Annotated in this window: 22 protein-coding genes and 1 pseudogene; 3 read left to right on the top strand and 20 right to left on the bottom strand. The window is 73.3% G+C overall.

Annotated elements, in window-relative coordinates; translation table 11 throughout:
- Positions 1–2: 2 nt before the first annotated feature.
- Positions 3–908, bottom strand: a complete 906-nt coding sequence (locus ACGF3I_RS21960; protein ID WP_393134515.1) for a polysaccharide deacetylase family protein — start codon at positions 906–908, stop codon at positions 3–5.
- 112 nt (positions 909–1,020) lie between these two features.
- On the opposite strand from ACGF3I_RS21960, the gene ACGF3I_RS21965 reads away from it, so the two are divergent.
- Positions 1,021–2,241: a methyltransferase domain-containing protein gene (locus ACGF3I_RS21965; protein WP_393134517.1), complete on the top strand. Its 1,221-nt coding sequence runs from the start codon at positions 1,021–1,023 to the stop codon at positions 2,239–2,241.
- 404 nt (positions 2,242–2,645) lie between these two features.
- On the opposite strand, the gene ACGF3I_RS21970 is transcribed toward ACGF3I_RS21965, so the two are convergent.
- The 10 genes from ACGF3I_RS21970 to tsaB form a co-directional block, all read right to left on the bottom strand.
- Positions 2,646–3,011, bottom strand: a complete 366-nt coding sequence (locus tag ACGF3I_RS21970; protein ID WP_393134519.1) for a hypothetical protein — start codon at positions 3,009–3,011, stop codon at positions 2,646–2,648.
- A gap of 67 nt (positions 3,012–3,078) precedes the next feature.
- Positions 3,079–3,699, bottom strand: a complete 621-nt coding sequence (locus ACGF3I_RS21975) for a hypothetical protein (RefSeq protein WP_393134521.1) — start codon at positions 3,697–3,699, stop codon at positions 3,079–3,081.
- A gap of 224 nt (positions 3,700–3,923) precedes the next feature.
- Positions 3,924–4,400, bottom strand: coding sequence for a VOC family protein (locus ACGF3I_RS21980; RefSeq protein ID WP_393134523.1), 477 nt, complete (start codon positions 4,398–4,400; stop codon positions 3,924–3,926).
- Positions 4,401–4,654: 254 nt separating this feature from the next.
- Positions 4,655–5,011 carry a YciI family protein gene (locus ACGF3I_RS21985; protein ID WP_393134525.1) on the bottom strand — a complete coding sequence of 119 codons (357 nt, stop codon included), beginning with the start codon at positions 5,009–5,011 and terminating at the stop codon, positions 4,655–4,657.
- Between the two features lie 179 nt (positions 5,012–5,190).
- A complete protein-coding gene (gene helR / locus ACGF3I_RS21990) occupies positions 5,191–7,419 on the bottom strand; it encodes an RNA polymerase recycling motor ATPase HelR (protein WP_393134527.1) in 2,229 nt (742 codons plus the stop codon).
- 177 nt (positions 7,420–7,596) lie between these two features.
- The gene (locus ACGF3I_RS21995; RefSeq protein ID WP_393134710.1) at positions 7,597–8,466 is read right to left on the bottom strand and encodes a polysaccharide deacetylase family protein; all 870 of its coding nucleotides are present in this window, start codon (positions 8,464–8,466) and stop codon (positions 7,597–7,599) included.
- A 143-nt stretch (positions 8,467–8,609) separates the two neighbouring features.
- Positions 8,610–8,873 carry a hypothetical protein gene (locus tag ACGF3I_RS22000; RefSeq protein WP_393134529.1) on the bottom strand — a complete coding sequence of 88 codons (264 nt, stop codon included), beginning with the start codon at positions 8,871–8,873 and terminating at the stop codon, positions 8,610–8,612.
- Positions 8,870–10,027: a tRNA (adenosine(37)-N6)-threonylcarbamoyltransferase complex transferase subunit TsaD gene (gene tsaD / locus ACGF3I_RS22005; RefSeq protein ID WP_393134531.1), complete on the bottom strand. Its 1,158-nt coding sequence runs from the start codon at positions 10,025–10,027 to the stop codon at positions 8,870–8,872. The genes ACGF3I_RS22000 and tsaD overlap by 4 nt, the downstream gene beginning before the upstream one ends.
- Positions 10,027–10,509, bottom strand: a complete 483-nt coding sequence (rimI, locus tag ACGF3I_RS22010) for a ribosomal protein S18-alanine N-acetyltransferase (protein WP_393134712.1) — start codon at positions 10,507–10,509, stop codon at positions 10,027–10,029. Before rimI ends, tsaD begins: the two co-directional genes overlap by 1 nt.
- Positions 10,510–10,577: 68 nt before the next feature.
- A complete protein-coding gene (gene tsaB / locus ACGF3I_RS22015) occupies positions 10,578–11,231 on the bottom strand; it encodes a tRNA (adenosine(37)-N6)-threonylcarbamoyltransferase complex dimerization subunit type 1 TsaB (protein WP_393134533.1) in 654 nt (217 codons plus the stop codon).
- A gap of 145 nt (positions 11,232–11,376) precedes the next feature.
- Between tsaB and ACGF3I_RS22020 the strand changes: the two genes are divergently transcribed.
- Entirely contained in the window at positions 11,377–11,925 is a 549-nt protein-coding gene (locus ACGF3I_RS22020; RefSeq protein WP_393134714.1) for a hypothetical protein, read from the top strand.
- 87 nt (positions 11,926–12,012) lie between these two features.
- Here the strand turns inward: ACGF3I_RS22020 and ACGF3I_RS22025 are convergent, their stop codons facing one another.
- The 9 genes and pseudogenes from ACGF3I_RS22025 to glmS form a co-directional block, all read right to left on the bottom strand.
- Positions 12,013–12,189 (bottom strand): hypothetical protein, encoded by a 177-nt coding sequence (locus ACGF3I_RS22025; protein ID WP_393134535.1) that lies wholly within the window; start codon positions 12,187–12,189, stop codon positions 12,013–12,015.
- 152 nt (positions 12,190–12,341) lie between these two features.
- On the bottom strand, positions 12,342–12,851 hold the full coding sequence (gene tsaE, locus ACGF3I_RS22030; protein WP_393134537.1) for a tRNA (adenosine(37)-N6)-threonylcarbamoyltransferase complex ATPase subunit type 1 TsaE: 510 nt from the start codon (positions 12,849–12,851) through the stop codon (positions 12,342–12,344).
- A complete protein-coding gene (locus tag ACGF3I_RS22035) occupies positions 12,820–14,055 on the bottom strand; it encodes an alpha/beta fold hydrolase (RefSeq protein WP_393134539.1) in 1,236 nt (411 codons plus the stop codon). The genes tsaE and ACGF3I_RS22035 overlap by 32 nt, the downstream gene beginning before the upstream one ends.
- A gap of 18 nt (positions 14,056–14,073) precedes the next feature.
- A complete protein-coding gene (gene alr, locus ACGF3I_RS22040) occupies positions 14,074–15,219 on the bottom strand; it encodes an alanine racemase (RefSeq protein WP_393134715.1) in 1,146 nt (381 codons plus the stop codon).
- Between the two features lie 169 nt (positions 15,220–15,388).
- Entirely contained in the window at positions 15,389–16,336 is a 948-nt protein-coding gene (locus ACGF3I_RS22045) for a L,D-transpeptidase family protein (RefSeq protein ID WP_393134541.1), read from the bottom strand.
- 624 nt (positions 16,337–16,960) lie between these two features.
- Positions 16,961–18,391 carry an NAD(P)H-hydrate dehydratase gene (locus ACGF3I_RS22050; RefSeq protein WP_393134543.1) on the bottom strand — a complete coding sequence of 477 codons (1,431 nt, stop codon included), beginning with the start codon at positions 18,389–18,391 and terminating at the stop codon, positions 16,961–16,963.
- A gap of 208 nt (positions 18,392–18,599) precedes the next feature.
- Positions 18,600–18,821, bottom strand: a pseudogene (locus tag ACGF3I_RS22055) (NAD(P)H-hydrate epimerase); the annotation flags it as partial.
- A 717-nt stretch (positions 18,822–19,538) separates the two neighbouring features.
- Positions 19,539–19,907 carry a holo-ACP synthase gene (locus ACGF3I_RS22060; protein WP_393134545.1) on the bottom strand — a complete coding sequence of 123 codons (369 nt, stop codon included), beginning with the start codon at positions 19,905–19,907 and terminating at the stop codon, positions 19,539–19,541.
- 4 nt (positions 19,908–19,911) lie between these two features.
- A complete protein-coding gene (gene glmS / locus ACGF3I_RS22065) occupies positions 19,912–21,759 on the bottom strand; it encodes a glutamine--fructose-6-phosphate transaminase (isomerizing) (RefSeq protein WP_393134547.1) in 1,848 nt (615 codons plus the stop codon).
- 199 nt (positions 21,760–21,958) lie between these two features.
- Between glmS and coaA the strand changes: the two genes are divergently transcribed.
- The gene (gene coaA, locus ACGF3I_RS22070; RefSeq protein WP_393134549.1) at positions 21,959–22,948 is read left to right on the top strand and encodes a type I pantothenate kinase; all 990 of its coding nucleotides are present in this window, start codon (positions 21,959–21,961) and stop codon (positions 22,946–22,948) included.
- The last annotated feature ends 12 nt before the right edge of the window (positions 22,949–22,960 follow it).

Genomic DNA, 22,960 nt, shown 5'->3' on the forward strand with positions numbered 1-22,960 from the left:
GGTCACACGTAGTCCTCGAGCCGGGCCACGGCGTACCCCTTGTCGGTGATCACCTTCATCACCTGGCGCACCATGTCGGGCATGGTTCCGTTCCAGTCCTCGCGCCCGCGGAAGTGCGTCAGGACGATGTCGCCCGGGTGCAGGTCGCGGTCCCACTCGCGCCACTCCATGTGGTCGGTGAAGGCCTCCTCCGCCCACAGCGGGGCGGCCGTGATGCCGCAGGACTTGGCGGCCCTGAGGGTGTCCTCGTTGTAGTTCCCGTACGGCGGCCGGAACAGCCGGGGCCGCTTGCCCGCCCACTGGCCGATCTTGTCCTGCTGGTCGCAGATCTCGTGGCGCTGCTCGTCGTAGGAGAGCGCGGGCAGGTAGCGGTGGTTGAGGGTGTGGTTGTTGAGGGTGACGCCGAGGCCCTGCATCTTCTTGAAGTACTCGTGGTCGTTCTTGACCAGGTAGTCGCTGAGGAACGCGCTGTAGGGGATGCGCAGTTCCTGCATCATCTTCAGGAAGGTCGGGTCCTTCTCGGCACCGTCGTCGATCGTCAGGAAGACGATCTTGTCCTTGGTGGGGACGGTGGTGAAGACGGGCGGCAGGGAGTCGCCGCCGTCCGTCTCGAACCCCTTGCGGTTGGTGATCTTCGGCTTGACGGCGGGTGGCGCGGGCGCCAGCAGCGGAGGCTTGGCGAGGCCCCACTTCTTGACGGCCGCGAGCCGGGCGGCCTCGGTGTGCTTGAGCTGCTCCGCGTGGTCCGCGAGCGCTCCGGCGGGGCCCTTCTGGGCGGCCGGGGCGCCGTGGCTGCCGGCGCCGGTGTCCTGGGAGGCGCAGCCCGAGGCGAGCAGGGCGGCGGCGAGCCCGAGGACCACACAGGCGACCTTTGTCCGATGTTTACCCTTTTGTCGTACTAGTTGCATGGCGTCGGATCCTGTCAGGCGCGAGCCCCGGAACCCGCACGACACCGCCACCGGCGCCCCACCATCGCCCGGCTGGCCCACAGCGGGTCCGGGCCTGGACGACAATGGCGGGGTGAACGACCTCGACACCTTCTCCCTGCTGCTCACCGACGAGGGCCGCGCGCTGCTCGCCTCCCTGCGGGAGTACGACCCGTCCCAGGAGCTGGCGGTGGCCACCCGGCTGCGCCGCGAGCACGACGCGGGCCTGGTGTCGGCGGCGCTCGGGCAGGCGCGGCTGCGGCAGCGGGCGGTGGCGAAGTTCGGCGCGGCCGACGCGCACCGGATGTTCTTCACGCCCAACGGCGTCGAGCAGTCCACCCGCGCCTCGGTCGCCGCCCACCGCGCACGGACCTTCGCCGCGCGGGGCGTACGCAGCGTGGCCGACCTGTGCTGCGGCATCGGCGGCGACGCGCTGGCCCTCGCGCGGGCCGGCGTCGCCGTCCTCGCGGTCGACCGCGACCCGCTGACCGCGGCCGTGGCCCGCGCCAACGCCGAGGCGCTGGGCCTGGCCGACCTCATCGAGGTGCGCTGCGCCGATGTCGCCGACATCGACACGGCCCCCTACGACGCGGTCTTCGTGGACCCGGCGCGGCGCGGCGGGCGCGGCCGGATCTTCGACCCCGAGGCGTACTCACCGCCGCTGTCCTGGGCGACCTCGGCGGCCCTCGCCGCGCCCTTCGCCGCGCTGAAGATCGCGCCGGGCATCCCGCACGAGGCGATCCCGCCGCAGGCCGAGGCGGAGTGGATCTCGGACGCCGGTGACGTCAAGGAGGCGGTGCTCTGGTTCGGCACCGGGGTCACTCCGGGTGCCGTCCGCGCCACCCTGCTGCCCTCCGCCGCCGAACTGTCCACGGCCGCACCGCTCGCCGCACCGCCGGTCGGACCGGTCGGGCGCTATCTGTACGAGCCGGACGGCGCGGTCATCCGGGCGCACCTGGTCGCCGAGATCGCGCGGCGGTGCGGGGGGCGGCTGATCGACGAGACGATCGCGTACGTCACGAGCGACGAGCCGTCCGTGTCGCCGTCCGTGGCGCCCTACGTCTCGGCGTACGAGATCACCGACCAACTCCCCTTCAACCTGAAGAAGTTGAGGGCGGTGCTGCGGGAGCGGGAGGTGGGGGTGCTGACGGTGAAGAAGCGGGGGTCGGCTGTGGAGCCCGAGGAGGTGCGGCGGAGGGTGCGGTTGCGGGGGCCCGGGTCGGTGACGGTCTTCCTCACCCGGGTGGCCGGCGCCCCCACGATGCTCCTGGGCCACCCCTGGGCTGAGGGCTCGGCCCGGCCCGGGGACGCTTGAGGGGCTCCGCCCCTCGAACCCCGGCGGGGGCTCCGCCCCCTGCACCCCTGCTCAGGGGCTGCGCCCCCGAACCCCCCATCGCGCCTGAACGGCGCTCGTCCTCAAACGCCGGACGGGCTGAAATGCCCGGTGCCGGCCAGCACCATGCCGCCAAGGGGCGCGAGGAACTGCGCGAGAAGCGACCACGGCCCGCACACGGCCGAGGGGTTAGGGGCGCGGGGAACTGCGCAAACCCCGGCCACCCCCGGCACCTCCAGGGGCGCGGGGAACTGCGCGAAGCAGGCCGGCATGCACGTGCGGGCCAGCACCATGCCGCCAAGGGGCGCGGGGAACTGCGCGAGAAGCGACCACGGCCCGCACACGGCCGACGGGTTGAGGGGCGCGGGGAACTGCGCGGAAGAGGGTCAGGCCAGGTCTGTCAGGTCTTCTGCGTAGACCTGGGACAGCGGCTGCGGGCCGACATAGCGCTGGCAATTGCACTGCCCCGCCTCAAACCGCAACGGCTTCTTGCTCTCATCCCAAGCCACCGGCACCTCAACCCGCTCATGACACTTACCCGCGCGGTCATGCTTGGCCAAGTGGTGGGTGCAGCCGCACACCGGCTCCGGGGCCTTGTGGGCCGCCTCCAGGGCGAGGCGCTCCTGCTTCGCCGCCTCAAGGCGCTCCATCTTGCGTTCGTGCCGCGTGCGCAACGCCGTCCGGGCATTGTCGATCGCCCACCCGAACCCGCCCATCCAGAAAACGATCAGAATCCACCAGTACCAGGCCATCACGACCGTCCTTCCCCCGGGATGCGACACCGCGACGCGCCGCGGCATCCTCAGGATAGGCCGGGTGTCAGCGGGGTGCGCCGGGGGCCAGGGACCGCAGGACCCAGCGCCGGTGGGCGGCGGCCTTCACCACCCCCACCAGACCGGTCAGCCAGCAGATCAGGCCGAGGCCCATGCCGTACACGACGAGGGCGTACGTGTCGTGGCCCGGCACCGCGGTGGCCGGCAGCACCAGGCAGACGGCGAGCCCTCCCGCGCACAGGAGCACCGACGGGACCAGCCAGGCCAGACTGAGTCCGGGTCGGCGCAGATTGCGGTCCAGGACCGGATCGCGGTCCAACTCGGCCCAGGCGCGCAGCAGTTCGCGGATCTTCCGGTCCTTGCTCAGACCGAACCCGACCGCGAGCCCGGTCGGGATCATCACGCCGAGGCCCAACAGCAGGAACACCCCGCCGACGATCGCGGTGAGCACGTCCGTCAGCGACGTGAGCGCCGTACCCACCATCGACCAGCCGAGCGCGAACAGCGCCGCCCACAGCCAGAGCAACCCCAGCCGGGCCGCCCCCACATGCCGGGTGACCAGCGCGTCCAGGACCTGCGCCCGGTCGGCGAGCAGCGCGTTGCGGTCGGGCCAGGCACGTATCTCGGCCGGGGGCGGAGGGGGAGGCAGCGGCGAACGGGGCGACATGCGCCAGAGGTTATCCGGGCCCCCTCGGCCTCCGGCGCCCACCCCGGGCCCCTCACCTGCCAGTTGGCCGATTCAACGGCCCGCGACCAGCCAACTGCCTTCCGCCGCGCGCCCGTTCAGCGGGACGGGCCACCGGCAGCCCCGCCGGGCGGGCTTCGCCAGTGCTGGCGCCGCGCGCGGTCGGGCCCAGGACACACCCGGCCCTCCGAGAGCCCAGGCGCGCGTCACGCGTCCCGCAGCGCCTTCAGATCGAGCTTCTTCATGCCCATGACCGCCGCCATGACCCGGTCGGACTTGTCCTCGCCCTGGCCGAGCAGTTCCGGCAGCTCCTGCGGGACGATCTGCCACGACAGCCCGTACTTGTCCTTGAGCCAGCCGCACGGGCCCTCTTCGCCGCCCTCGCTCAGCCGCGTCCAGAAGTGGTCGATCTCGTCCTGATCGGCGCAGCCCACCGACAGCGAGATCGCCTCGCTGAACGTGAACTGCGGGCCGCCGTTGAGGGCGCTGAAGCGCTGACCCGCGAGCTCGAACTCGACCGTCATGACCGAGCCCGTCTCGCCGGGCGCCGACGCGGGGTAGTGCGTGACGGTGACGATCCGCGAATCGCCGCCGAAGACGGAGACGTAGTGCTGGGCGGCCTCCTCGGCCTGGCTGTCGAACCAGAGGAAGGTGGTGATCTTCTGCGGGAGCTGCGGGGACATCTCGGCCTCCTTGCCGTTGCCGTGCCCGGTGCGGGCGGCATCAACAGGTGGACCGGCGCCGGACGCGAAACTCATCGCCGCGACGCCCACCGATTCCGCCCCGTCGGCCCGATCGGCCCGATCTGCCTGATCTGCCTGATCGGCCGGCCGGCCGTTCCAGCACAGCACCGCGGGCGGCGGGCGGCAACACGGAGCAGCGTCGCCTCCCGGCCCCGTCTTCGTCGCCGTCCCCTCCCCCGCCGGGGCGCCCCCGCTCAGCCCCCGACGACCTCGCGCACCTCGGAGGTGATGTCCCAGCCCTCCTCGTGGATCTTCACGAAGCGGGTGGCCCACTCGATCGCCTCGGCCTTGTCCTTGGCCTGGATCATCGCGTAGCCGCCCACGACCTCCTTGGACTCGGTGAACGGGCCGTCGGTGACGGTCAGCTCGCCGTGGTTCCAGCGCACCCGGGTGCCCTCGGACGTGGGGGCGAGCCCGGCGGTGTCGAGCAGCACCCCGGCCTTCGTCATCTCGTTGATCAGGTCCCCCATACGCTCCATCAGCGCGTCGCTGGGGCCGCCCTCGGGGGCGTTGTTCTCGTCGATGCGGACCATCGTCAGGTAGCGCGGCATGGCCGTTCTCCATTCTGTGCTGCGCGGCGTCCGTGCCGCGTGGTGTGCGCGTCGTGCCGTACGCCCGTCGCGTGCGGCCCTTCCCGCCTCTCACTACCCGCGTCGAGCGGGACGCCGCCGGATCGACACCCCCACCGGAATCAGCCGGACTTTTTTTCCGGGGCCGCGAGGACGGCGGCTCAGCTCGTCAGGACGACCAGACGCTGGGTCGCCCGGGTCATCGCCACGTACCGGTCGACCGCGCCCTCGATGCCCTCGCCGAACTCCTGCGGATCGACCAGGACCACCAGATCGAACTCCAGGCCCTTGGACAGCTCGGGCGTCAGCGACCGTACGCGGGACGTGGCCGGGAAGTGCGGCGCGCCGATCACACAGGCGATGCCGTCGGCGTGCTCGGCGAGCCAGTCGGCGAGGACCCGGTCGAGGTCGGCGGTCCGCCCGTGGGTGACGGGTACACCGCTGCTCCGGATGGACACCGGCACGTTGGCGTCCGGCAGCGCGGCCCGGATGACGGGCTCGGCCTCGGCCATGACCTCCTGCGGCGTGCGGTAGTTGACGCCGAGCGAGGCCACCTCGATCCGGTCGAGCCCGATCCGCTCCAGGCGTTCGTGCCACGACTCGGTGAAGCCGTGCCGGGCCTGGGCGCGGTCGCCGACGATGGTGAAGCTGCGGGACGGGCAGCGCAGCAGCAGCATCTGCCACTCGGCGTCGGTGAGCTCCTGGGCCTCGTCGACCACGATGTGCGCGAACGGGCCCGCCAGCAGGTCCGGTTCGGCGGCCGGCAGGGCGCTGTCGTCGATCAGGGTGTCCTGGAGGTCCTTGCCGCGCAGCATGCGCAGCGCGCCCTCGCTCTCGTCGCCCGCCGAGTTGAAATTGGACGCCGAGATGATCTCGGCGATGACGCCGGACATCCGCTCGCGCTCGGCGGCGACCAGGGCGTCGTGCCGGTGCCTGCGCCGTTCCGCCTCCGGGTCGCCGACCCGCTGGCGGGCGGCGTCGAGGAGCGGCAGGTCGGACACCGTCCAGGCCCGCGCGTCGGCGCGCCGCAGCCTGCGGACGTCCGCGGGGCCGAGCCAGGGCGCGCACATCCGCAGATAGGCGGGGACCGACCACAGGTCGCCGACCACGTCCGCCGCGTCGAGCAGCGGCCACGCGCCGTGCAGGGCGTCGGTCAGCTCGCGGTCCCGGCCGAGGGCCGCGCGGAACTCCTCCGGTGTGACGTCCTCGCCCTCCGGCCCGTCGTCGTAGCCGCCGCCCTGCCCGGCGCCGAGCCCGCCGACGTGTTTGTCGAAGAGGATCGTGGCCAGCGCCTCGCGGACCAGCTCGCGGCCTTCGTTGTGCGGGGTGCCGGGGCCGGGCGCCGAGAAGGCCTCCGCCCAGTCCTCGGCGGTCAGCTCGATGTCGGACCAGGGTGTGGAGACGGTCATCGCGTCGGTGGGCGGCTCCTCATAGAAGGCGACGGCCTTCTCGACGGCCCGTACGAGTTCCGCGCCCGACTTCAGGCGGGCCACCTCCGGATCGGCCTCCGCCACGGCGCCGGCGCCCTCGGTGACGAGGTCGCGCAGGACGCAGGTCTGTACGCCCTCCTCGCCGAGGCTGGGCAGCACATCGGCGACATAGTCCAGGTACGGCCGGTGCGGGCCGACGAACAGGACGCCGCCGCGCCGGTGGCCCAGGCGCGGATCGGAGTAGAGCAGATAGGCGGAGCGGTGCAGCGCGACGACGGTCTTGCCGGTGCCGGGGCCGCCGTCGACCACGAGCGCGCCGCGCGAGCCCGCCCGGATGATGGCGTCCTGGTCGGCCTGGATGGTGGACAGGACGTCGCGCATCCGGGCCGAGCGGTTGGTGGCGAGGCTCGCGATGAACGCGGACTGGTCGTCGAGCGCCGCGTGCCCTTCGAGCCCGTCGGCGCTGAACACCTCGTCCCAGTAGTCGCTGATCCGGCCGCGCGTCCAGCGGTACCTGCGCCGGCTCGCGAGGCGCATGGGGTCCGCGTGGGTGGCCGCGAAGAAGGGCTCGGCGGCGGGCGAGCGCCAGTCGACGAGGAGCCTGCGGCCCTCGCGGTCGGTCAGGCCGAGCCGTCCGATGTACAGGGGCTCGGCGTCGTCGGCCGCGACGACCCGGCCGAGGCAGAGGTCGAGGCCGAAGCGGCGCAGGGTGCGCAGCCGGCCGGTCAGCTGGTGGACCTCGATGTCCCGGTCCATGGCGGCCCGGCCGATGCCGCCGGGCGACCGGCGCAACGCGTCGAGGCGGTCGGAGAGTTCGGTGATCGTTTCGTCGAGGGTGCTCGCGATGGCGGCGAAGTGCCGCTCGTCGCCCTCGATCAGGGCGGGGTCGGCCTTGGCGGCGAGACGGTCGGGAAGGTCGAAAGCGCTGGAGGATCCAGGAACCGACAACTGCACACGCACTTCGTGAATCTCCCATTTCCGCAGGTACTGGCCCGAGGCCAGCGATTCTGCGGCAGGAGGGGGGCCTTGCCGCAAGCCCCCCGGTGCGCTATACCTTGAGAGTGGCGAGGAGAGCACGTACTCCTCGTCCTTTCTTTTTCCCGCCCGTTCCCGCCCGGCGCGTCCGCCGCGTCCGCCCTAGACGTAGTCCTCCAGGCGGGCCACCGTGAAGCCCTGCTCCTGTATGTGGCGCAGCATGTTCGCGGTCATCTCCGTCATGGACGTGCCCTTGAGCTCCTTCGGGCCGCGGAAGTGCGCCAGGATGATGTCGCCGGGGTGCAGCTTCTTGTCACCGCGCTGGTACTGCATGTTGCTGATCTGCATGGACTCGCGCCACAGCACCATCGCCCGGACGTCGCAGGACTTGGCGGCGGCGCGGGTGCTCTCGTTCCAGTTGCCGTACGGGGGCCTGAAGAGCCGGGGCGCCTTGCCGTACTCCTTGCCCAGCTTCTGCTCCTGGGCGCATATCTCGTTCTTCTGCGCGGCCTCGCCGAGCGTGCGCAGGTTCGGGTGCGAGAGCGTGTGGTTCTCTATCGAGTTCCCGAGTTCCTGGAGCGGTTTGAAGTAGCCGTAGTCGCCGCGGATGATGTCGTCGGTCAGGAACATCGTGAAGGGGACCTTCAAGTCCCGCATCATCTCGACGAACTTGGGGTCCTTCTCGGCGCCGTCGTCGAACGTTACGAAGACGATCTTCTCCGTGGTGGGTATGTCGCTCACCACCGGCACCTCCCCCGGCTTCGCCTGCACCGGCTTCTGCGCCGGGGGCGCGGGCGGGGCCGCGAACGGCTTGAGGCCCCACTTGCGGTACGCGGCCTCGGTGACGGCGGCGGCGTCGCCCGGGGACGCCTTGGGCGGCGCACCGCCGGGCCTGCCGGAGGGCGCGGAGGTGGCGGAGGCGCCGTGCGAACCCCCGGAGGAGCAGCCCGCGACCAGCAGCAGACCGAGGACGGCCGCGCCGACCGCCTTCCTGCGCACGAGGACCGCCTTCTTGCGCACGAGCCAACCCATGTTCCAGTACCGCCCGTTCCTGTCATCGGCCACGCCTAGCTTGATGGCCGAAACGGGCGCGAGGTTGCCTGAAACGATCGGTCGAGGGTCAGTGAGCGATCAGAAAGCGATCAGTGGACGATCACGATGTGACCGGGCCATGGTCAGGCGGCCGGGTCCCCCAGCGATTCGAAGCGCCAGCGGTGCACCGGCCGGGCGATCAACTCCGCGTCCGGATCCGGGAGTTCGGGCAGCTCGGCCTCGTACGGCGCAGCCCACCAGGTGATCACCAGGACCCGGTCGCCGGGCGCGCGCAGGACCTCGCGGCGCAGCGGCGATCCGGCCACCGGCTGTTGCCGGACCCAGGCGAGCAGTTCGGCGCCGCGGCCCTCGGCGGCCCGGGCCTCCCACATCAGGGCGACGGTCATGAGTACAGGTTCTTCCTGCTGACCTCGTGCACGTGATCATGGCCGTGACCGTGGTCATGCCCGTGCCCGTGCCCCTCCTCGTGTCCGTCGCGGTCGCGGTGCCCGTGCGCCTCGCCCGGTACGTGCGGCTCGGTCACCGGCAGCGAGGAGTCCGCGGAGAGTTCGAGGTCGGAGGCGGGCCGGTTCCTGGCCACCATCTCCGCGCCGAGCGCCGCCACCATCGCGCCGTTGTCGGTGCACAGCCCCGGACGCGGCACCCGCAGCCGGATCCCGGCCCGTTCGCAGCGCTCCTGGGCGAGCGCGCGCAGCCGGGAGTTGGCGGCGACGCCGCCGCCGATCATCAGGTGGTCGACGCCCTCGTCCTTGCAGGCCCGTACGGCCTTGCGGGTCAGCACGTCGACCACGGCCTCCTGGAAGGACGCGGCCACGTCCCGCACCGGCACCTCCTCGCCCGCGTTGCGCTTGGCCTCGATCCAGCGGGCCACCGCGGTCTTCAGGCCGGAGAAGGAGAAGTCGTACGCCGGGTCGCGCGAGCCGGTCAGGCCGCGCGGGAACGCGATGGCCGCGGGGTCGCCCTCCTTGGCGAGGCGGTCGATGACCGGCCCGCCGGGGAAGCCGAGCTGGAGCACCCGCGCGATCTTGTCGAAGGCCTCGCCCGCCGCGTCGTCGATGGTGGCGCCCATGGGGCGGACGTCGGCGGTGATGTCGGGGGCGAGCAGCAGCGAGGAGTGGCCGCCGGAGACGAGCAGCGCCATCGTCGGCTCGGGCAGCGGGCCGTGCTCCAGCTGGTCGACGCAGATGTGCGAGGCCAGGTGGTTGACGCCGTACAGCGGCTTGTTGAGGGCGTACGCGTACGCCTTGGCCGCCGAGACGCCGACGAGCAGCGCGCCGGCGAGGCCGGGGCCCGCGGTGACCGCGATGCCGTCGAGGTCGCGCGCCGAGACGCCGGCGGTCTTCAGGGCGCGCTCGATGGTCGGCACCATCGCCTCCAGGTGGGCGCGGGAGGCGATCTCGGGGACCACGCCGCCGAACCGGGCGTGCGTGTCCACGCTGGAGGCAATGGCATCGGCGAGCAGCGTCGTTCCGCGCACGATGCCGACGCCGGTCTCGTCGCAGGAGGTCTCGATGCCCAGTACGAGCGGTTCGTCAGCCATCAGTCAGTCTCTTCTGTTCCTTGGACGTATTCCTGGACGGTCAGTCGCATCACGAGCGCGTCGACGTTGCCCGGCTGGTAGTAGCCGCGCCGGAAGCCGATGGGCTCGAAGCCGAAGCGCTCGTAGAGCCTCTGGGCCCGGGTGTTGTCCACGCGCACTTCGAGCAGGACCTCGTCGCACTCGAAGGCGGTGGCGTGCTTGAGGAGGTCGGTCAGGAGGCGGGCGCCGAGCCCGGTGCCCCACTGGTCGCGGGCGGCGGCGATGGTCTGGACGTCGCCGAGCCCGCCGGCCGCGGCGAGCCCGGCGTAGCCGACGAGCCGGCGCCCGCCGTCCTCGACGCACTCGGCCACCACATAGCGGCGGGTGGCGCCGGGTCCGCGCGCGTGCGCGAGCTCGGACCAGAACATCCCCGCCGACCAGGCGTCCTCGGGGAACAGCTCGTGTTCGAGGGCGAGTACGGGCTCGATGTCCCACCAGCGCATCTCGCGCAGTACGGCCCCCGGCGCGGCCCCGGCGGCGGGGGCTGCGGCGCCGGTCGCCTCGGCACCGGTCACTTCGGGGTGACCACCTTGTAGTTCTTGGGCACCTGCGCGTCGGGCCGCCGCAGGTACAGCGGCGTCGGCGGCAGGAACGCGGAGCCCGCGGCGAGCTTCTCGGCGGCCAGGCCGGCGAGCGCCCCGGCCGACTGGTGCTCGGGGCCGCGCGCCTCGGGGAAGGCCTCCGGGTAGAGCACGGCGCCCTGACCGACGACGGGCAGCCCGCTCAGCTCGTCCGCGATGTCGCCGGGCCGGTCGACGCCGGGCTCGCCCGCGCGGGTGCGGAAGTTCTCGTAGCGGGCCCAGTAGACCTCCTTGCGGCGCGCGTCCGTGGCGACCACGAACGGCTCCTCGATGCCGGAGGCGTAGGCGAGTCCGTCCAGCGTGCACAGCCCGTGCACGGGGACGCCGAGGACCGAGCCGAACGTGGCGGCGGTGACCAGGCCGACGCGCAGCCCGGTGTAGGGGCCGGGGCCGACCCCCACGACCAGGTCCGTCACGGCGTCCAGGGCCAGGCCGGCCTCGGCGAGCACCCGGTCGACGGCGGGCAGCAGGAGTTCCCCGTGCCGGCGGGCGTCGACCTGGCGGGCCTCGGCGAGGACGGAGGTGCCGTCGTGCAGGGCGACGGTGACGGCGGGGGTGGCGGTATCAACGGCGAGCAAGAGCACGCGAACAGCCTACGACCAAGCCGGCGGGGGCACGGCGTCCCGCCCGAGCCGTCACCTGCTGCTACCGTCAGCCGCAGGTATGACCGTAGACATGCACGTACGTACGAAAGGGGAAGCCCAGGTGGCAAGGAGCAGCACGGGATTCGTGGCCGGGCTCACCGCGGCCGCTCTCGCGGTGGTCGGCTTCCTCGCCTACCAGGCCTCGGCGAGCGCGCCCCCGGCCTCCGAGCTCGCGGCCCCCGGTACGAGCGTCTCCCCGTCGGCGAAGCCGTCGAACGCGCCGCCCGCGGGCTCCCCGGCGGCGAAGCCCAGCCTCGCGGTCCCGGCCGACTCGGGCACCGGCGTCCGGGTCGTCTACGCGCTCGGCGCGAAGCGGGTGTGGCTGGTGGGCGTGGCCAAGACGCCGCGGACCTTCGCCGTCGTGCCGTCCTCGATCAACCCGAAGCCGGGCACGTACGTGGTGCTCTCCCGCACCGGCGGCAAGATCACCGGTTCGGACGGCGTGGCCGTGGACCACGTGGTGCGCTTCGCCAGCAACGACAACGTGGCGATCGGATTCAGTTCGGCGGTGGACGGTTCGATGACGCCCGCCAAGCCCGGCAAGAAGGCCGGCGGCATCCGCATGACGCGCGCCGACGGCGACGCGATGTGGACGTTCGCCACCCGCAACTCCAAGGTCGTCGTCGTCCCGTAGCGCTCGCGAAGGTCGTCGTCGTCCCGTAGCGCTCGCGCACGGCGGCACCGCGACCGGGCGCCGCGCTCGGGCGAACACCCGATGGGACTACGCGGCGTCCTTGCGCAGGTCACCCTCGGCGGGCCCGGAGGCGCTCTCGCGCGGCGGGGTGGACACGGCGGAGGCCGCCGCGCACGAGGCGAGCAGATCGTGTATCGACACCCCGAGCGGCACCGGGACGCCCCGCGGGGCCTGTGGCTTCGCTTCGCGTTCCGGCACGGTCATGGCGGCCTCCTGAGGCGGCGGAAGAGGGCGCGGTTAGGTAGACCTAACCAGGTCTCTTCCTCCATGTGACCACGCCCGGTGCGACCGGCGCAACATTTTGCCGACGTCTTGTCGGAACGTACGGCTCGCTCCAGCCGCACCCGGGCGCGGCCTCACAGCGATTCGATCCCGGCGCCGCTCCAGCGCGGTCCGATCCCGGCGACCGTGACCGTCCTGCGGTCGTCGTCGGTCTCGCCCACGACCCGGTCGATCAGCACTTGGAGCCGGTCGTCGGACAGCTCCTCGACCTTGCCCTCGCCCCACTCGACGACCACCACGGACTCGGGCAGCGACACGTCGAGGTCGAGGTCCTCCATCTCGTCGAGGCCGCCGCCGAGCCGGTAGGCGTCCACGTGCACCAGGGCGGGTCCGCCGACGAGGGAGGGGTGGACGCGCGCGATGACGAAGGTCGGGGACGTCACGGCGCCGCGCACGCCGAGGCCCTCGCCCAGGCCACGGGTCAGGGTCGTCTTGCCGGCGCCGAGCTCGCCGGTGAGCATCACGAGATCGCCGGGGCGGAGCAGTTTGGCGATGCGGCGGCCCAACTCCTGCATTTCGGAAGGGGAGTTGAGGGTCAGGCGGGTGGCGGCGTCAGCCGCCGGGCTGCTGTGCGGTGCTTCCATACGTCCCAACGTTAGCGGCCTGCGGCACCGCGCCCACCCGGGCCAGCAGGTCCGCGAGGCGGTCGGTGACCGTCTCGGGGTGCTCCAGCATCACCAGGTGCCCGCCGTCCGGCACGATGACCAGCTCCGCGTCGGGCAGCAGATCGGCGATGGCCTCGCTGTGCGAGCTGGGCGTGACCAGGTCGCGGTCGCCCGCCAGGACGAGGACCGGGACCTCCGCGAAGATCGCGAGGGCTGCGGTCTTGTCGTGCTCGGAGAAGGCCGGGTAGAACTCGGCGACCACGTCGATCGGGGTGCTCTCGATCATCCGCTCGGCGAACCGCGCGACCGCCGGGTCGACGTCCCTGGACGAGAACGAGTACCGCTTGATCATGCCCGCGAACAGGTCGGCCGTCGCCCGCCGGCCCCGCTCGACCAGCTCCGCCTGCGAGCCGAGCGCCTTGAGCACGCCCGGCAGCACCCGGCGCACCGCATTCACCCCGGCCACCGGCAGCCCGTAGTTGACCTCGCCGAGCCGGCCCGACGACGTGCCGACGAAGGCGACGCCGACCACCCGCTCCCGGATCAGCTCGGGGAACTGCTCGGCCAGGGCCATGATCGTCATGCCGCCCATGGAGTGTCCGACCAGGACGAGCGGGCCGTCCGGCGCGGCGGCGTCGATGACGGCCTTCAGGTCACGGCCCAGCTGGTCGATGTCGACCGGCACGCCCTCGCGCTGGGCCTTGCCGCGGTCCGAGCGGCCGTGGCTGCGCTGGTCCCAGTGCACCGTGCGCAGCACCCCGCGCAGGGCCGCCCGCTGGAAGTGCCAGGAGTCCTGGCTGAGGCAGTAGCCGTGCGAGAACACCACGGTGACCGGGGCCGGGACCTTGCGCCCGAAGAGGCGGCGCCGGCGCGGGGCGTTGTCCCCCGCCGCCGGCTCGGTCTCGTCGGTCTCGTAGTGCAGGACGGTCCCGTCGTCGGAGACCGCCCGGCCGGACGTGCCGCGCAGCGTCCCGTACGGCCCGGACGCGTCGAGCGCGAGCCGCGCCTTCCTGCGCATCCCGCGCCCGACCGTGAGCCGTTCCATGGCCACGCCCGCCGCGGCCCCCGCCGCGACCACGCCTATCGCCGCGCCCGCGATCGAGGCCAGACGCCAGTTCCCCACCGCTGAACCGGCGTCCTGGACCGCGGACACGACGGCGTCCCCCGTGCTGGTCTCGCTCACCGTGCCGCTCCGCTCCTGCTAGTCGTCGTCGGACCGCTCATCGAGATGGACGCGCGGCACCCGCGAACCGATGCGCGTCACGATCTCGTACCCGATGGTTCCGGCCGCACCGGCCCAGTCCTCGGCCGTCGGCTCCCCCTGGTCGCCCGGGCCGAACAGCACGGCCCGCGCGCCCGGCTCGACCGTGTCCCCCCCAAGGTCGACCACGAACTGGTCCATGGCAATGCGGCCCGCCGCCGTCCGCACTTTCCCGCCCACCAGGACCGGGCCGCGTCCCGAGGCGTGCCGCGGGATCCCGTCGGCGTAGCCGAGCGGAATGAGGCCGAGGGTGGTCTCGTCGCGCGTGACGTAGTGATGCCCGTAACTGACGCCGTGACCCGCCGGGACGTGCTTGACGAGGGCGACGGAGGCCGAGAGCGTCATCACGGGCCGCAGGCCCAGCTCCCGGGCGGTGCCGAGCTCGGGCGCCGGGGAGATGCCGTACATGGCGATGCCGGTGCGCACCAGGTCGTAGTGCGACTCGGGCAGGGTGAGGGTGGCCGGGGAGTTGGCGATGTGGCGCACCTCGGGGGTGGCGCCCGCCTTCTCCGCGTACGCCGTCATCTCCTGGAACACCGAGAGCTGGGCCGCGATCGAGGGGTGGCCCGGTTCGTCGGCGCAGGCCAGGTGGGACCAGAGGCCGGTGACCCGCACGCCGGGCGCGGCGAGGGCCGCGTGCACCAGCTCCGGCCAGTCGGCGGGCTGGCAGCCGTTGCGGCCGAGGCCGGTGTCGGCCTTGAGCTGGATCCTGGCGGTGCGACCGGCGGCCCGGGCCGCGTCGGTGACCTCGCGCAGGGCCCACATGTCGCTGACCGAGACGTCGATGTCCGCCTCGATCGCCTGCTGCCAGGGGCCGCCCGGCGTCCACAGCCAGCACAGCATCCGGCCCCCGATGCCGGCCGCGCGCAGGGCGAACGCCTCGTGCGGGGTGGCGGTGCCGATCCAGGTGGCCCCGGCCTCCTGGGCCGCCCGGGCGCAGGGCACGGCGCCGTGCCCGTACGCGTCGGCCTTCACCACGGCCATGAGCCGCGCGCCGGACGAACGGGCGCGCAGCGTCCGCACGTTGGCGCGCAACGCGCCGAGGTCGATCTCGGCGCGGGCACGCCCGGCGGGGTTCTGAGTCATCGCGGTCATCGCGCCCAGTCTCTCAGAGCGCACGGGTGCCCGGATTGTGCCGCGGGCCACACGGCCTGGGGCGGGGCGGGGATGGGGGTTTGACGGGGGTGGGGGCGGGGCCGGGGTGGGGCGGGGAACGCCGGGCCGGCCCCACCCCCTCCGCGCCTCCGCCCCTCGCTCAGGTGCCCTCGCGGTGGCCCCACACGTAGACGGAGTCGCCCTTGCGCAGCACGTCCCACAGCTTGCGGGCGTCGGTCAGGCTCAGGTTCACACAGCCCTGGCTGCCGACCGAGGTGTAGACGCTGTGGTAGATCGCGTGGAAAGCCTGCCCGCCGTCGAAGAACTGGGCGTAGGGCATGGACTGGTGGTAGATCGTCGACCAGTGGTTCTTGTGCCGCCAGTAGACCTTGTGCCAGCCGCCCCGGGTGGGCAGCGAGGCCCGTCCGCTGCGGATCGGCACCGGTCCGAAGGTGACCTTCGAGCCGGTCTGCACCCACATCAGCTGGCGCGCCAAGTCCACGCACGCCACCCGCTGCTTCTTCACCGGGCACTTGTGGGCGGCGTTGGGGTTCTTGCGCGCCGACAGGAACTGCATCCGCGACCAGGTGACCGGGCCCGCGAAGCCGATGGCCGGTGAAATGGCCTGCTGCTGCTGGAACTTGCGGATCGCCGCACAGTCCGCCGCGGACTGCCGGCCGTCCGCCTTCAGCCCCAGCCAGCCCTCGACCTGCCGCTGGTGGGGGCCGGTCTTGGCGGTGCAGCTGCCGGGCTTCGCCGTCAGCTCGGCCTGCGGTACGTACTCGACGAGCCGGTAGGCGCCCTCCGGCGCGGCGGCCGGCTCCTGGCGGTCCTCGTCCGCGTTGGGTTCGTACACGAGGGGCGGGAGCACCTGGTCGGGGGTGTCGAGTGGGGCCGCCTGCGGCTCCTCGGCGACGCCGGGCACCAGCACCTCGGCGGGCGCGGGGTCGCCCGGGGCGGGCGGGGCGGGGGCGGCGGGACGGCTTGGCCGTGGGGGCGGGGGCTCGGGGCTGCCGGGTGCGGCGGCGCCGAGGGCGAGGGTGGCGGCGAGCACCAGCCCGCAGGCGCCCCATTTCTTACGGTATCCACGGTTCTGTCCTTGGCTCATGCGCCCAGCGAACCCCGGGGCAGACCCGGATCACGGAAGCCGCGCGGCGCGTGTCACCCGGGGGTGGGGGTGGGGTGGGGCTCGGGGCGAGTGGGGGGGCTCGGCGGGGCTGGCGGGCTCGGCGGGGCTGGCGGGGCTGGCGGGCTCGGCAGGCCAGGCAGGTCGGGCGGGCTCGGCAGGTCGGGCGGGCCGGGCAGGTCGGGCGGGCTCGGCAGGTCGGGCAGGCCAGGCAGGCTCGGCGGGTCAGGCGGACCGGGCGGGCCAGGCAGGCCAGGCGGGCTCGGCAGGTCGGGCGGGCCGGGCGGCCTCGGCGGGCCAGGCGGGCCGGGGGCCGAGCGGGCCAGGCAGGTCGGGCGGGCCAGGCGGGTCAGGCGGACCGGGCGGGCCAGGCAGGCCAGGCGGCCTCGGCAGGCCAGGCAGGTCGGGCGGGCCGGGCGGGTTCGGCGGGCCAGGCAGGCCGGGCGGGTTCGGCGGGCCAGGGGGGTCAGGCGGGCCAGGCAGGCCGGGCGGGTCGGGCGGGTCAGGCGGACCGGGCGGGTCAGGCGGACCGGGCGGGCCAGGCGGCCTCGGCAGGCCAGGCAGGTCGGGCGGGCCGGGCGGGTTTGCGTGCTCGGTCCGCTGTGGTCACCCCGTCGAGGCTTCCGTGACGTCCCGCCAGGCGCCGGGCAGTGCCTCGGACACCGCGTACGCCGTGGTCGGGGCGCCGCGGGCCGCGCGTCGGCCGGCCAGGCCGTGCAGATACGCCGCCGCGGACGCCGCGTCACGGGCGGGCAGGCCGGTCGCGAGCAGCGAGCCCGCCAGGCCCGAGAGGACGTCGCCGCTGCCCGCGGTGGCCAGCCAGGAGGTGCCGGTGGAGTTGGCGCGCACCGGGCCCCGGGCGTCCGCGATCAGCGTGGTCGAACCCTTCAGGAGTACCGTCGCGCCGTAGCGGGCGGCCAACTCCCTTACGGACGCGAGCCGTTCGGCCTCGACCTGCTCGCGCGCGACGCCGAGCAGGGCCGCCGCCTCGCCCGCGTGCGGGGTGAGCAGGGTGTCCGCGGTCCTCGCCCGTACCGCGTCCGGGTCGAGGCCGCGCAGGCCGTCCGCGTCCACCAGTACGGGCACGTCCGAGGCCAGCACCTCGGCCACGCCGGGCCCGTCACCGAGGCCGGGCCCGACCACCCACGCCTGGACGCGCCCGGCCTTGTCCGGCGAGCCGTCCGACACCAGCACCTCCGGGAAGCGCGCGATCACCGCGTCGCCGCCGGGCCCGACGTACCGCACGGCCCCCGCGCCGCCACCCAGCGCGCCCGCGACCGCGAGGACCGCGGCCCCCGGATACCGGGCCGACCCCGCGACCACCCCGACGACGCCCCTGCGGTACTTGTCGCTCTCGGCGCCGGGAGTGGGCAACAGGTCGGCGGCGTCGGTGTGTTGGAGCGCCTCCACGGCCGGCACGGAGGGCAGGTCGAGGCCGATCGGGACCAGGTGCACCACGCCCGCGTACCGCGCCGCCGGGTCGATGAACAGGCCCGGCTTGTACGCGCCGAACGTGACGGTCACGTCCGCGCGCAGGGCCTCGCCCGCGACCTCGCCGGTGTCGGCGTCCACCCCGCTGGGCAGGTCGACCGCGACGACCAGGGCGTCGGAGCCGCGGGCGGCCCTGGCCAGCGGTACGGCGGCGGGGCGCAGGCCTCCGTGGCCGCCGATGCCGGTGATGCCGTCGAGGACGAGGTCGGCGGCGGCCAGCACGTCGAACGGGTCGTCCGCGACGCGGCCGCCGGCCCGGGTCAGTGCGGCGAGGCCGCCGGGGTGGGCGCGGTCGGGGGTGAGCAGCACCGCGCTGACGGACGCGCCCCTGCGGGCCAGGCGGGCGCCGGCGTACAGGGCGTCGCCGCCGTTGTCGCCGCTGCCTACGAGGAGGGTGATGCGGGTGCCGTATACGCGGCAGAGGAGGTTGGCGCAGGTGGTTGCCAGGCCTGCGGCTGCCCTCTGCATCAGGGTGCCTTCGGGGAGGGTGGTCAGGAGCTTGCGCTCGGCGGTTCGTACGGTGGCGACGTCATACGCGGTACGCATCCCCCCACTCTGCCCCGCTCCCCGGGGGGCCTGCCACCCGTCCGGGCGGGGGGCCCGGCTCCCTGGGGCTCCGCCCCAGACCCCGGGGGGTTTGCCCACCCACCCGCCCGTGACGGGGGTTGGATAGGCCCGGCCCCTGGGGCTCCGCCCCAGACCCCCTTGAGGGGCTCCGCCCCTCGAACCCTGGCGGGGGCTGCGCCCCCTGCACCCCCCTGCGGGCCAGGCGGGCGCCGGCGTACAGGGCGTCGCCGCCGTTGTCGCCGCTGCCTACGAGGAGGGTGATGCGGGTGCCGTATACGCGGCAGAGGAGGTTGGCGCAGGTGGTTGCCAGGCCTGCGGCTGCCCTCTGCATCAGGGTGCCTTCGGGGAGGGTGGTCAGGAGCTTGCGCTCGGCGGTTCGTACGGTGGCGACGTCATACGCGGTACGCATCCCCCCACTCTGCCCCGCTCCCCGGGGGGCCTGCCACCCGTCCGGGCGGGGGGCCCGGCTCCCTGGGGCTCCGCCCCAGACCCCGGGGGGTTTGCCCACCCACCCGCCCGTGACGGGGGTTGGGGGGTGCCTGGCCCTGGGGCTGCGCCCCAGACCCCCTGAGGGGCTCCGCCCCTCGGACCCCGGCGGGGGCTTCGCCCCCTGCACCCCCCATCGCGCCTGAACGGCGCTCGTCCTCAAACGCCGGACGGGCTGAGGATGCCGGTGCGGGCCCGCACCATGCCGCTAAGGGGCGCGGGGAACTGCGCGACCAGCCACGCACGGCCCGCACACAAACATAAGAGGTCAGGGGCGCGGGGAACTGCGCAAGGCAGGCCGCACACGACATGCGGGCCCGCACCAGTCCTGCCAGGGGCGCGGGGAACTGCGCGAGAAGCGACCACGACCCGCAGACGACCCTGGGACGAGGTGCACCGAACAACCACCCGCCCCGCCCTGGGCACAACCCCCTGGGGGCGCGGGGAACTGCGCAAAAAGGCCGCCCCGCACGCACCCAGGACCGGAAAGGCCCCGGGCCCAGGGCCGGAGAGGCCCAGCGGCACACGCCCACGCCCAGGACCAGGACCAGGACCCAGGGCCAGGACCAGGACCCAGGGCCAGGGCCAGGGCCAGGGCCAGGGCCAGGGCCAGGGCCAGGGCCAGGGCCAGGGCCAAAAGCTAGCCCTCTGCGATCACCACAGCCGACGCCACCCCCGCATCATGACTCAAAGACACATGCCACCCCCGCACCCCCAACTCCTCCGCCCGCGCCGCAACAGTCCCCCGCACCCGCAGGCGCGGCCGCCCGCTCTCCTCCACGTACACCTCCGCGTCCGTCCACAGAAGTCCGGCCGGTGCTCCCAGGGCCTTCGCCAGGGCCTCCTTCGCCGCGAAGCGGGCGGCCAGTGAGGCCACGCCTCGGCGTTCGCCGCCGGGGAGTATCAACTCGCTCTCCACGAACAGCCGTTGGAGCATCGCGGGGGTCCGCTCGATGGACTGCCCGAAGCGCTCGATCTCGGCCACGTCGATGCCTACTCCGATGATCATCGATTCACTCCACCGTCACGGACTTGGCCAGGTTGCGCGGCTGGTCGACCTCGTTGCCCCGGGCCGTCGCCAGCTCGCACGCGAAGACCTGGAGCGGGACCGTCGCCACCAGCGGCTGGAGCAGGGTGGGGGTGGCGGGGATGCGGATGAGGTGGTCCGCGTACGGGACGACCGCCTCGTCGCCCTCCTCCGCGATCACGATGGTGCGCGCCCCGCGCGCCCGGATCTCCTGGATGTTGGACACGATCTTGTCGTGCAGGACGGACCGCCCGCGGGGCGAGGGGACGACCACCACGACGGGCAGATCCTCCTCGATCAGCGCGATCGGGCCGTGCTTGAGCTCGCCCGCCGCGAACCCCTCGGCGTGCATGTACGCGAGTTCCTTGAGCTTGAGCGCGCCTTCCAGGGCGACGGGGTAGCCGACGTGCCGGCCGAGGAAGAGCACCGTGTTCTTGTCGGCGAGCGAGCGCGCCAACTCCCGTACCGGCTCCATGGTTTCGAGGACGCGGTCGACCTCGGTGGCGATCTCGGCGAGGTCGTGCACGACGTCCCGGATCTCGTCGCCCCACTTGGTCCCGCGCACCTGGCCGAGGTAGAGCGCGACGAGGTAGCAGGCCACCAGCTGGGTGAGGAAGGCCTTGGTGGAGGCCACCGCCACCTCGGGGCCGGCGTGCGTGTAGAGGACGGCGTCCGACTCGCGCGGGATCGTCGAGCCGTTGGTGTTGCAGATCGCGAGCACCTTCGCACCCTGTTCGCGCGCGTGCCGCAGCGCCATCAGGGTGTCCATGGTCTCGCCCGACTGGGAGATGGCGATGACCAGGGTGCGCTGGTCGAGGATGGGGTCGCGGTAGCGGAACTCGCTGGCCAGCTCCGTCTCGCAGGGGATCCGCGTCCAGTGCTCGATGGCCAGCTTCGCGATCATGCCCGCGTGGTGGGCGGTGCCGCAGGCCACGATCACGACCTTGTCGATCTCGCGCAGGACGGCGTGCGGGATGCGCAGCTCGTCCAGGGTGAGCGAGCCCGCGCCGTCGATCCGTCCGAGCAGCGTGTCCGCGACGGCCTTGGGCTGCTCGGCGATCTCCTTGAGCATGAAGTAGTCGTAGCCGCCCTTCTCGGCGGCGGAGGCGTCCCAGTCGACGTGGTAGGCGCGGGTCTCGGCCGGGGCCCCGTCGAAGTCGGTGACGGTGACGCCGTCCCGGCGCAGCTCCACGACCTGGTCCTGGCCGAGTTCGATGGCGGAGCGGGTGTGCTCGATGAACGCGGCGACGTCGGACGCGAGGAAGGCCTCGCCCTCGCCGACGCCCACCACAAGTGGCGAATTGCGCCGCGCGCCCACCACCACGTCCGGCTCGTCGGCGTGCACGGCGACGAGCGTGAAGGCCCCTTCGAGCCGGCGGCACACCTGCCGCATCGCCTCGGCGAGGTCTTCGGCCGAGGAGTGGCACTCGGCGAGGAGGTGCGCCACCACCTCGGTGTCCGTCTCGGAGGCCAGATCGTGCCCGCGCTCGGCGAGTTCGGCCCGCAGGCCGGCGAAGTTCTCGATGATGCCGTTGTGCACGACCGCGACCCGCCCGGAGTTGTCCAGGTGCGGGTGCGCGTTGGCGTCGGTCGGCCCGCCGTGCGTGGCCCAGCGGGTGTGCCCGATGCCGGTGGCCCCGGCGGGCAGCGGCGCCTCCAGGAGCGCCTTCTCCAGATTGACCAGCTTGCCGGCCCGCTTCGCCGCGGCGAGTCCGCCGTCCGCGAGCACCGCCACGCCCGCCGAGTCGTAGCCGCGGTATTCGAGCCGCTTCAGGCCCGCCACCACGACGTCGAGCGCCGACTGCCCGCCCACATAACCCACGATTCCGCACATAGAAACCCCTTCGTGGCCGCCTGACCTGCGCACGGGGGCTGCCCGTACGGAACACCGGTCCTCGTGACCGAGCCACCTTGCCATGACTTGGGCCGCCCGCCCGGCTGCGCGCGCTGGCGGGCCGGGCGTGTGGCGCGGCAGTCCGCCACGTGACCCACCCCACCCCCCACGCATGTCATACAGCCGCAACAATGGAGGCGTGATCACCACGCCGCCACGGAGCGCCCACCGCAAGCCGGAGGCGACTCCCTACGTGGACCTGACGCGCGCCGAGTGGAGCGCCCTCCGCGACAAGACGCCGCTGCCGCTGACCGCCGAGGAGGTGGAGCGGCTGCGCGGGCTCGGCGATGTCATCGACCTCGACGAGGTAAGGGACATCTATCTGCCGCTGTCCCGGCTGCTCAACCTGTACGTGGAGGCCACCGCCCAGCTGCGCGGCACCCTCAACACGTTCCTGGGCGACGCGGGCAACGGACACGGCACCCAGCGCGGCACCCCGTTCGTCATAGGGGTGGCGGGGTCGGTGGCCGTCGGGAAGTCGACCGTGGCGCGCCTGCTCCAGGCGCTGCTGGCCCGCTGGCCCGAGCACCCCCGGGTCGAGCTGGTCACCACCGACGGCTTCCTGTACCCGATGGCCGAGCTCCAGCGGCGCGGCCTGATGTCGCGCAAGGGCTTCCCCGAGTCGTACGACCGCCGGGCGCTGACCCGGTTCGTCGCGGACATCAAGGCGGGCAAGGACGAGGTCACCGCGCCCGTCTACTCGCACCTGATCTACGACATCGTGCCGGACGAGCGGCTCGTGGTGCGCCGCCCCGACATCCTGATCGTCGAGGGCCTCAACGTGCTGCAACCCGCCCTGCCCGGCCAGGACGGCCGCACCCGGGTGGGCCTCGCGGACTACTTCGACTTCAGCGTGTATGTGGACGCGCGGACCGAGGACATCGAGACCTGGTACCTCAACCGCTTCCGCAAGCTGCGCGAGACGGCCTTCCAGAACCCGTTCTCGTACTTCCGCAAGTACACCCAGGTCTCCGAGGCGGAGGCCCTGGACTACGCGCGGACGACCTGGCGGACCATCAACCGGCCCAATCTGGTGGAGAACGTGGCCCCGACCCGCGGGCGGGCCACCCTGGTCGTGCGCAAGGGCCCGGACCACAAGATCCAGAAGATCTCCCTGCGCAAGCTCTGACCCCGGCGAGGA

It is taken from the genome of Streptomyces sp. NPDC048111, from assembly GCF_043202815.1.
Classification (GTDB): Bacteria; Actinomycetota; Actinomycetes; order Streptomycetales; family Streptomycetaceae; genus Streptomyces.

Excerpts from the sequence above, each read along its gene's own strand:
- tsaD (WP_393134531.1), bottom strand. The coding sequence starts at position 10,027 with ATGGCTGACGAACCGCTCGTACTGGGCATCGAGACCTCCTGCGACGAG.
- ACGF3I_RS21995 (WP_393134710.1), bottom strand. The coding sequence starts at position 8,466 with ATGGGTTGGCTCGTGCGCAAGAAGGCGGTCCTCGTGCGCAGGAAGGCG.
- alr (WP_393134715.1), bottom strand. The coding sequence starts at position 15,219 with ATGACTCAGAACCCCGCCGGGCGTGCCCGCGCCGAGATCGACCTCGGC.
- rimI (WP_393134712.1), bottom strand. The coding sequence starts at position 10,509 with ATGCGCTGGTGGGACATCGAGCCCGTACTCGCCCTCGAACACGAGCTG.
- ACGF3I_RS21960 (WP_393134515.1), bottom strand. The coding sequence starts at position 908 with ATGCAACTAGTACGACAAAAGGGTAAACATCGGACAAAGGTCGCCTGT.
- glmS (WP_393134547.1), bottom strand. The coding sequence starts at position 21,759 with ATGTGCGGAATCGTGGGTTATGTGGGCGGGCAGTCGGCGCTCGACGTC.
- ACGF3I_RS21975 (WP_393134521.1), bottom strand. The coding sequence starts at position 3,699 with ATGTCGCCCCGTTCGCCGCTGCCTCCCCCTCCGCCCCCGGCCGAGATA.
- ACGF3I_RS21980 (WP_393134523.1), bottom strand. The coding sequence starts at position 4,400 with ATGTCCCCGCAGCTCCCGCAGAAGATCACCACCTTCCTCTGGTTCGAC.
- tsaE (WP_393134537.1), bottom strand. The coding sequence starts at position 12,851 with ATGGAAGCACCGCACAGCAGCCCGGCGGCTGACGCCGCCACCCGCCTG.
- ACGF3I_RS22045 (WP_393134541.1), bottom strand. The coding sequence starts at position 16,336 with ATGAGCCAAGGACAGAACCGTGGATACCGTAAGAAATGGGGCGCCTGC.
- ACGF3I_RS22050 (WP_393134543.1), bottom strand. The coding sequence starts at position 18,391 with ATGCGTACCGCGTATGACGTCGCCACCGTACGAACCGCCGAGCGCAAG.
- ACGF3I_RS22025 (WP_393134535.1), bottom strand. The coding sequence starts at position 12,189 with ATGACCGTGCCGGAACGCGAAGCGAAGCCACAGGCCCCGCGGGGCGTC.
- ACGF3I_RS21970 (WP_393134519.1), bottom strand. The coding sequence starts at position 3,011 with ATGGCCTGGTACTGGTGGATTCTGATCGTTTTCTGGATGGGCGGGTTC.
- ACGF3I_RS22060 (WP_393134545.1), bottom strand. The coding sequence starts at position 19,907 with ATGATCATCGGAGTAGGCATCGACGTGGCCGAGATCGAGCGCTTCGGG.
- ACGF3I_RS22000 (WP_393134529.1), bottom strand. The coding sequence starts at position 8,873 with ATGACCGTCGCCCTGATGTGGGAGGCCCGGGCCGCCGAGGGCCGCGGC.
- ACGF3I_RS21985 (WP_393134525.1), bottom strand. The coding sequence starts at position 5,011 with ATGCCGCGCTACCTGACGATGGTCCGCATCGACGAGAACAACGCCCCC.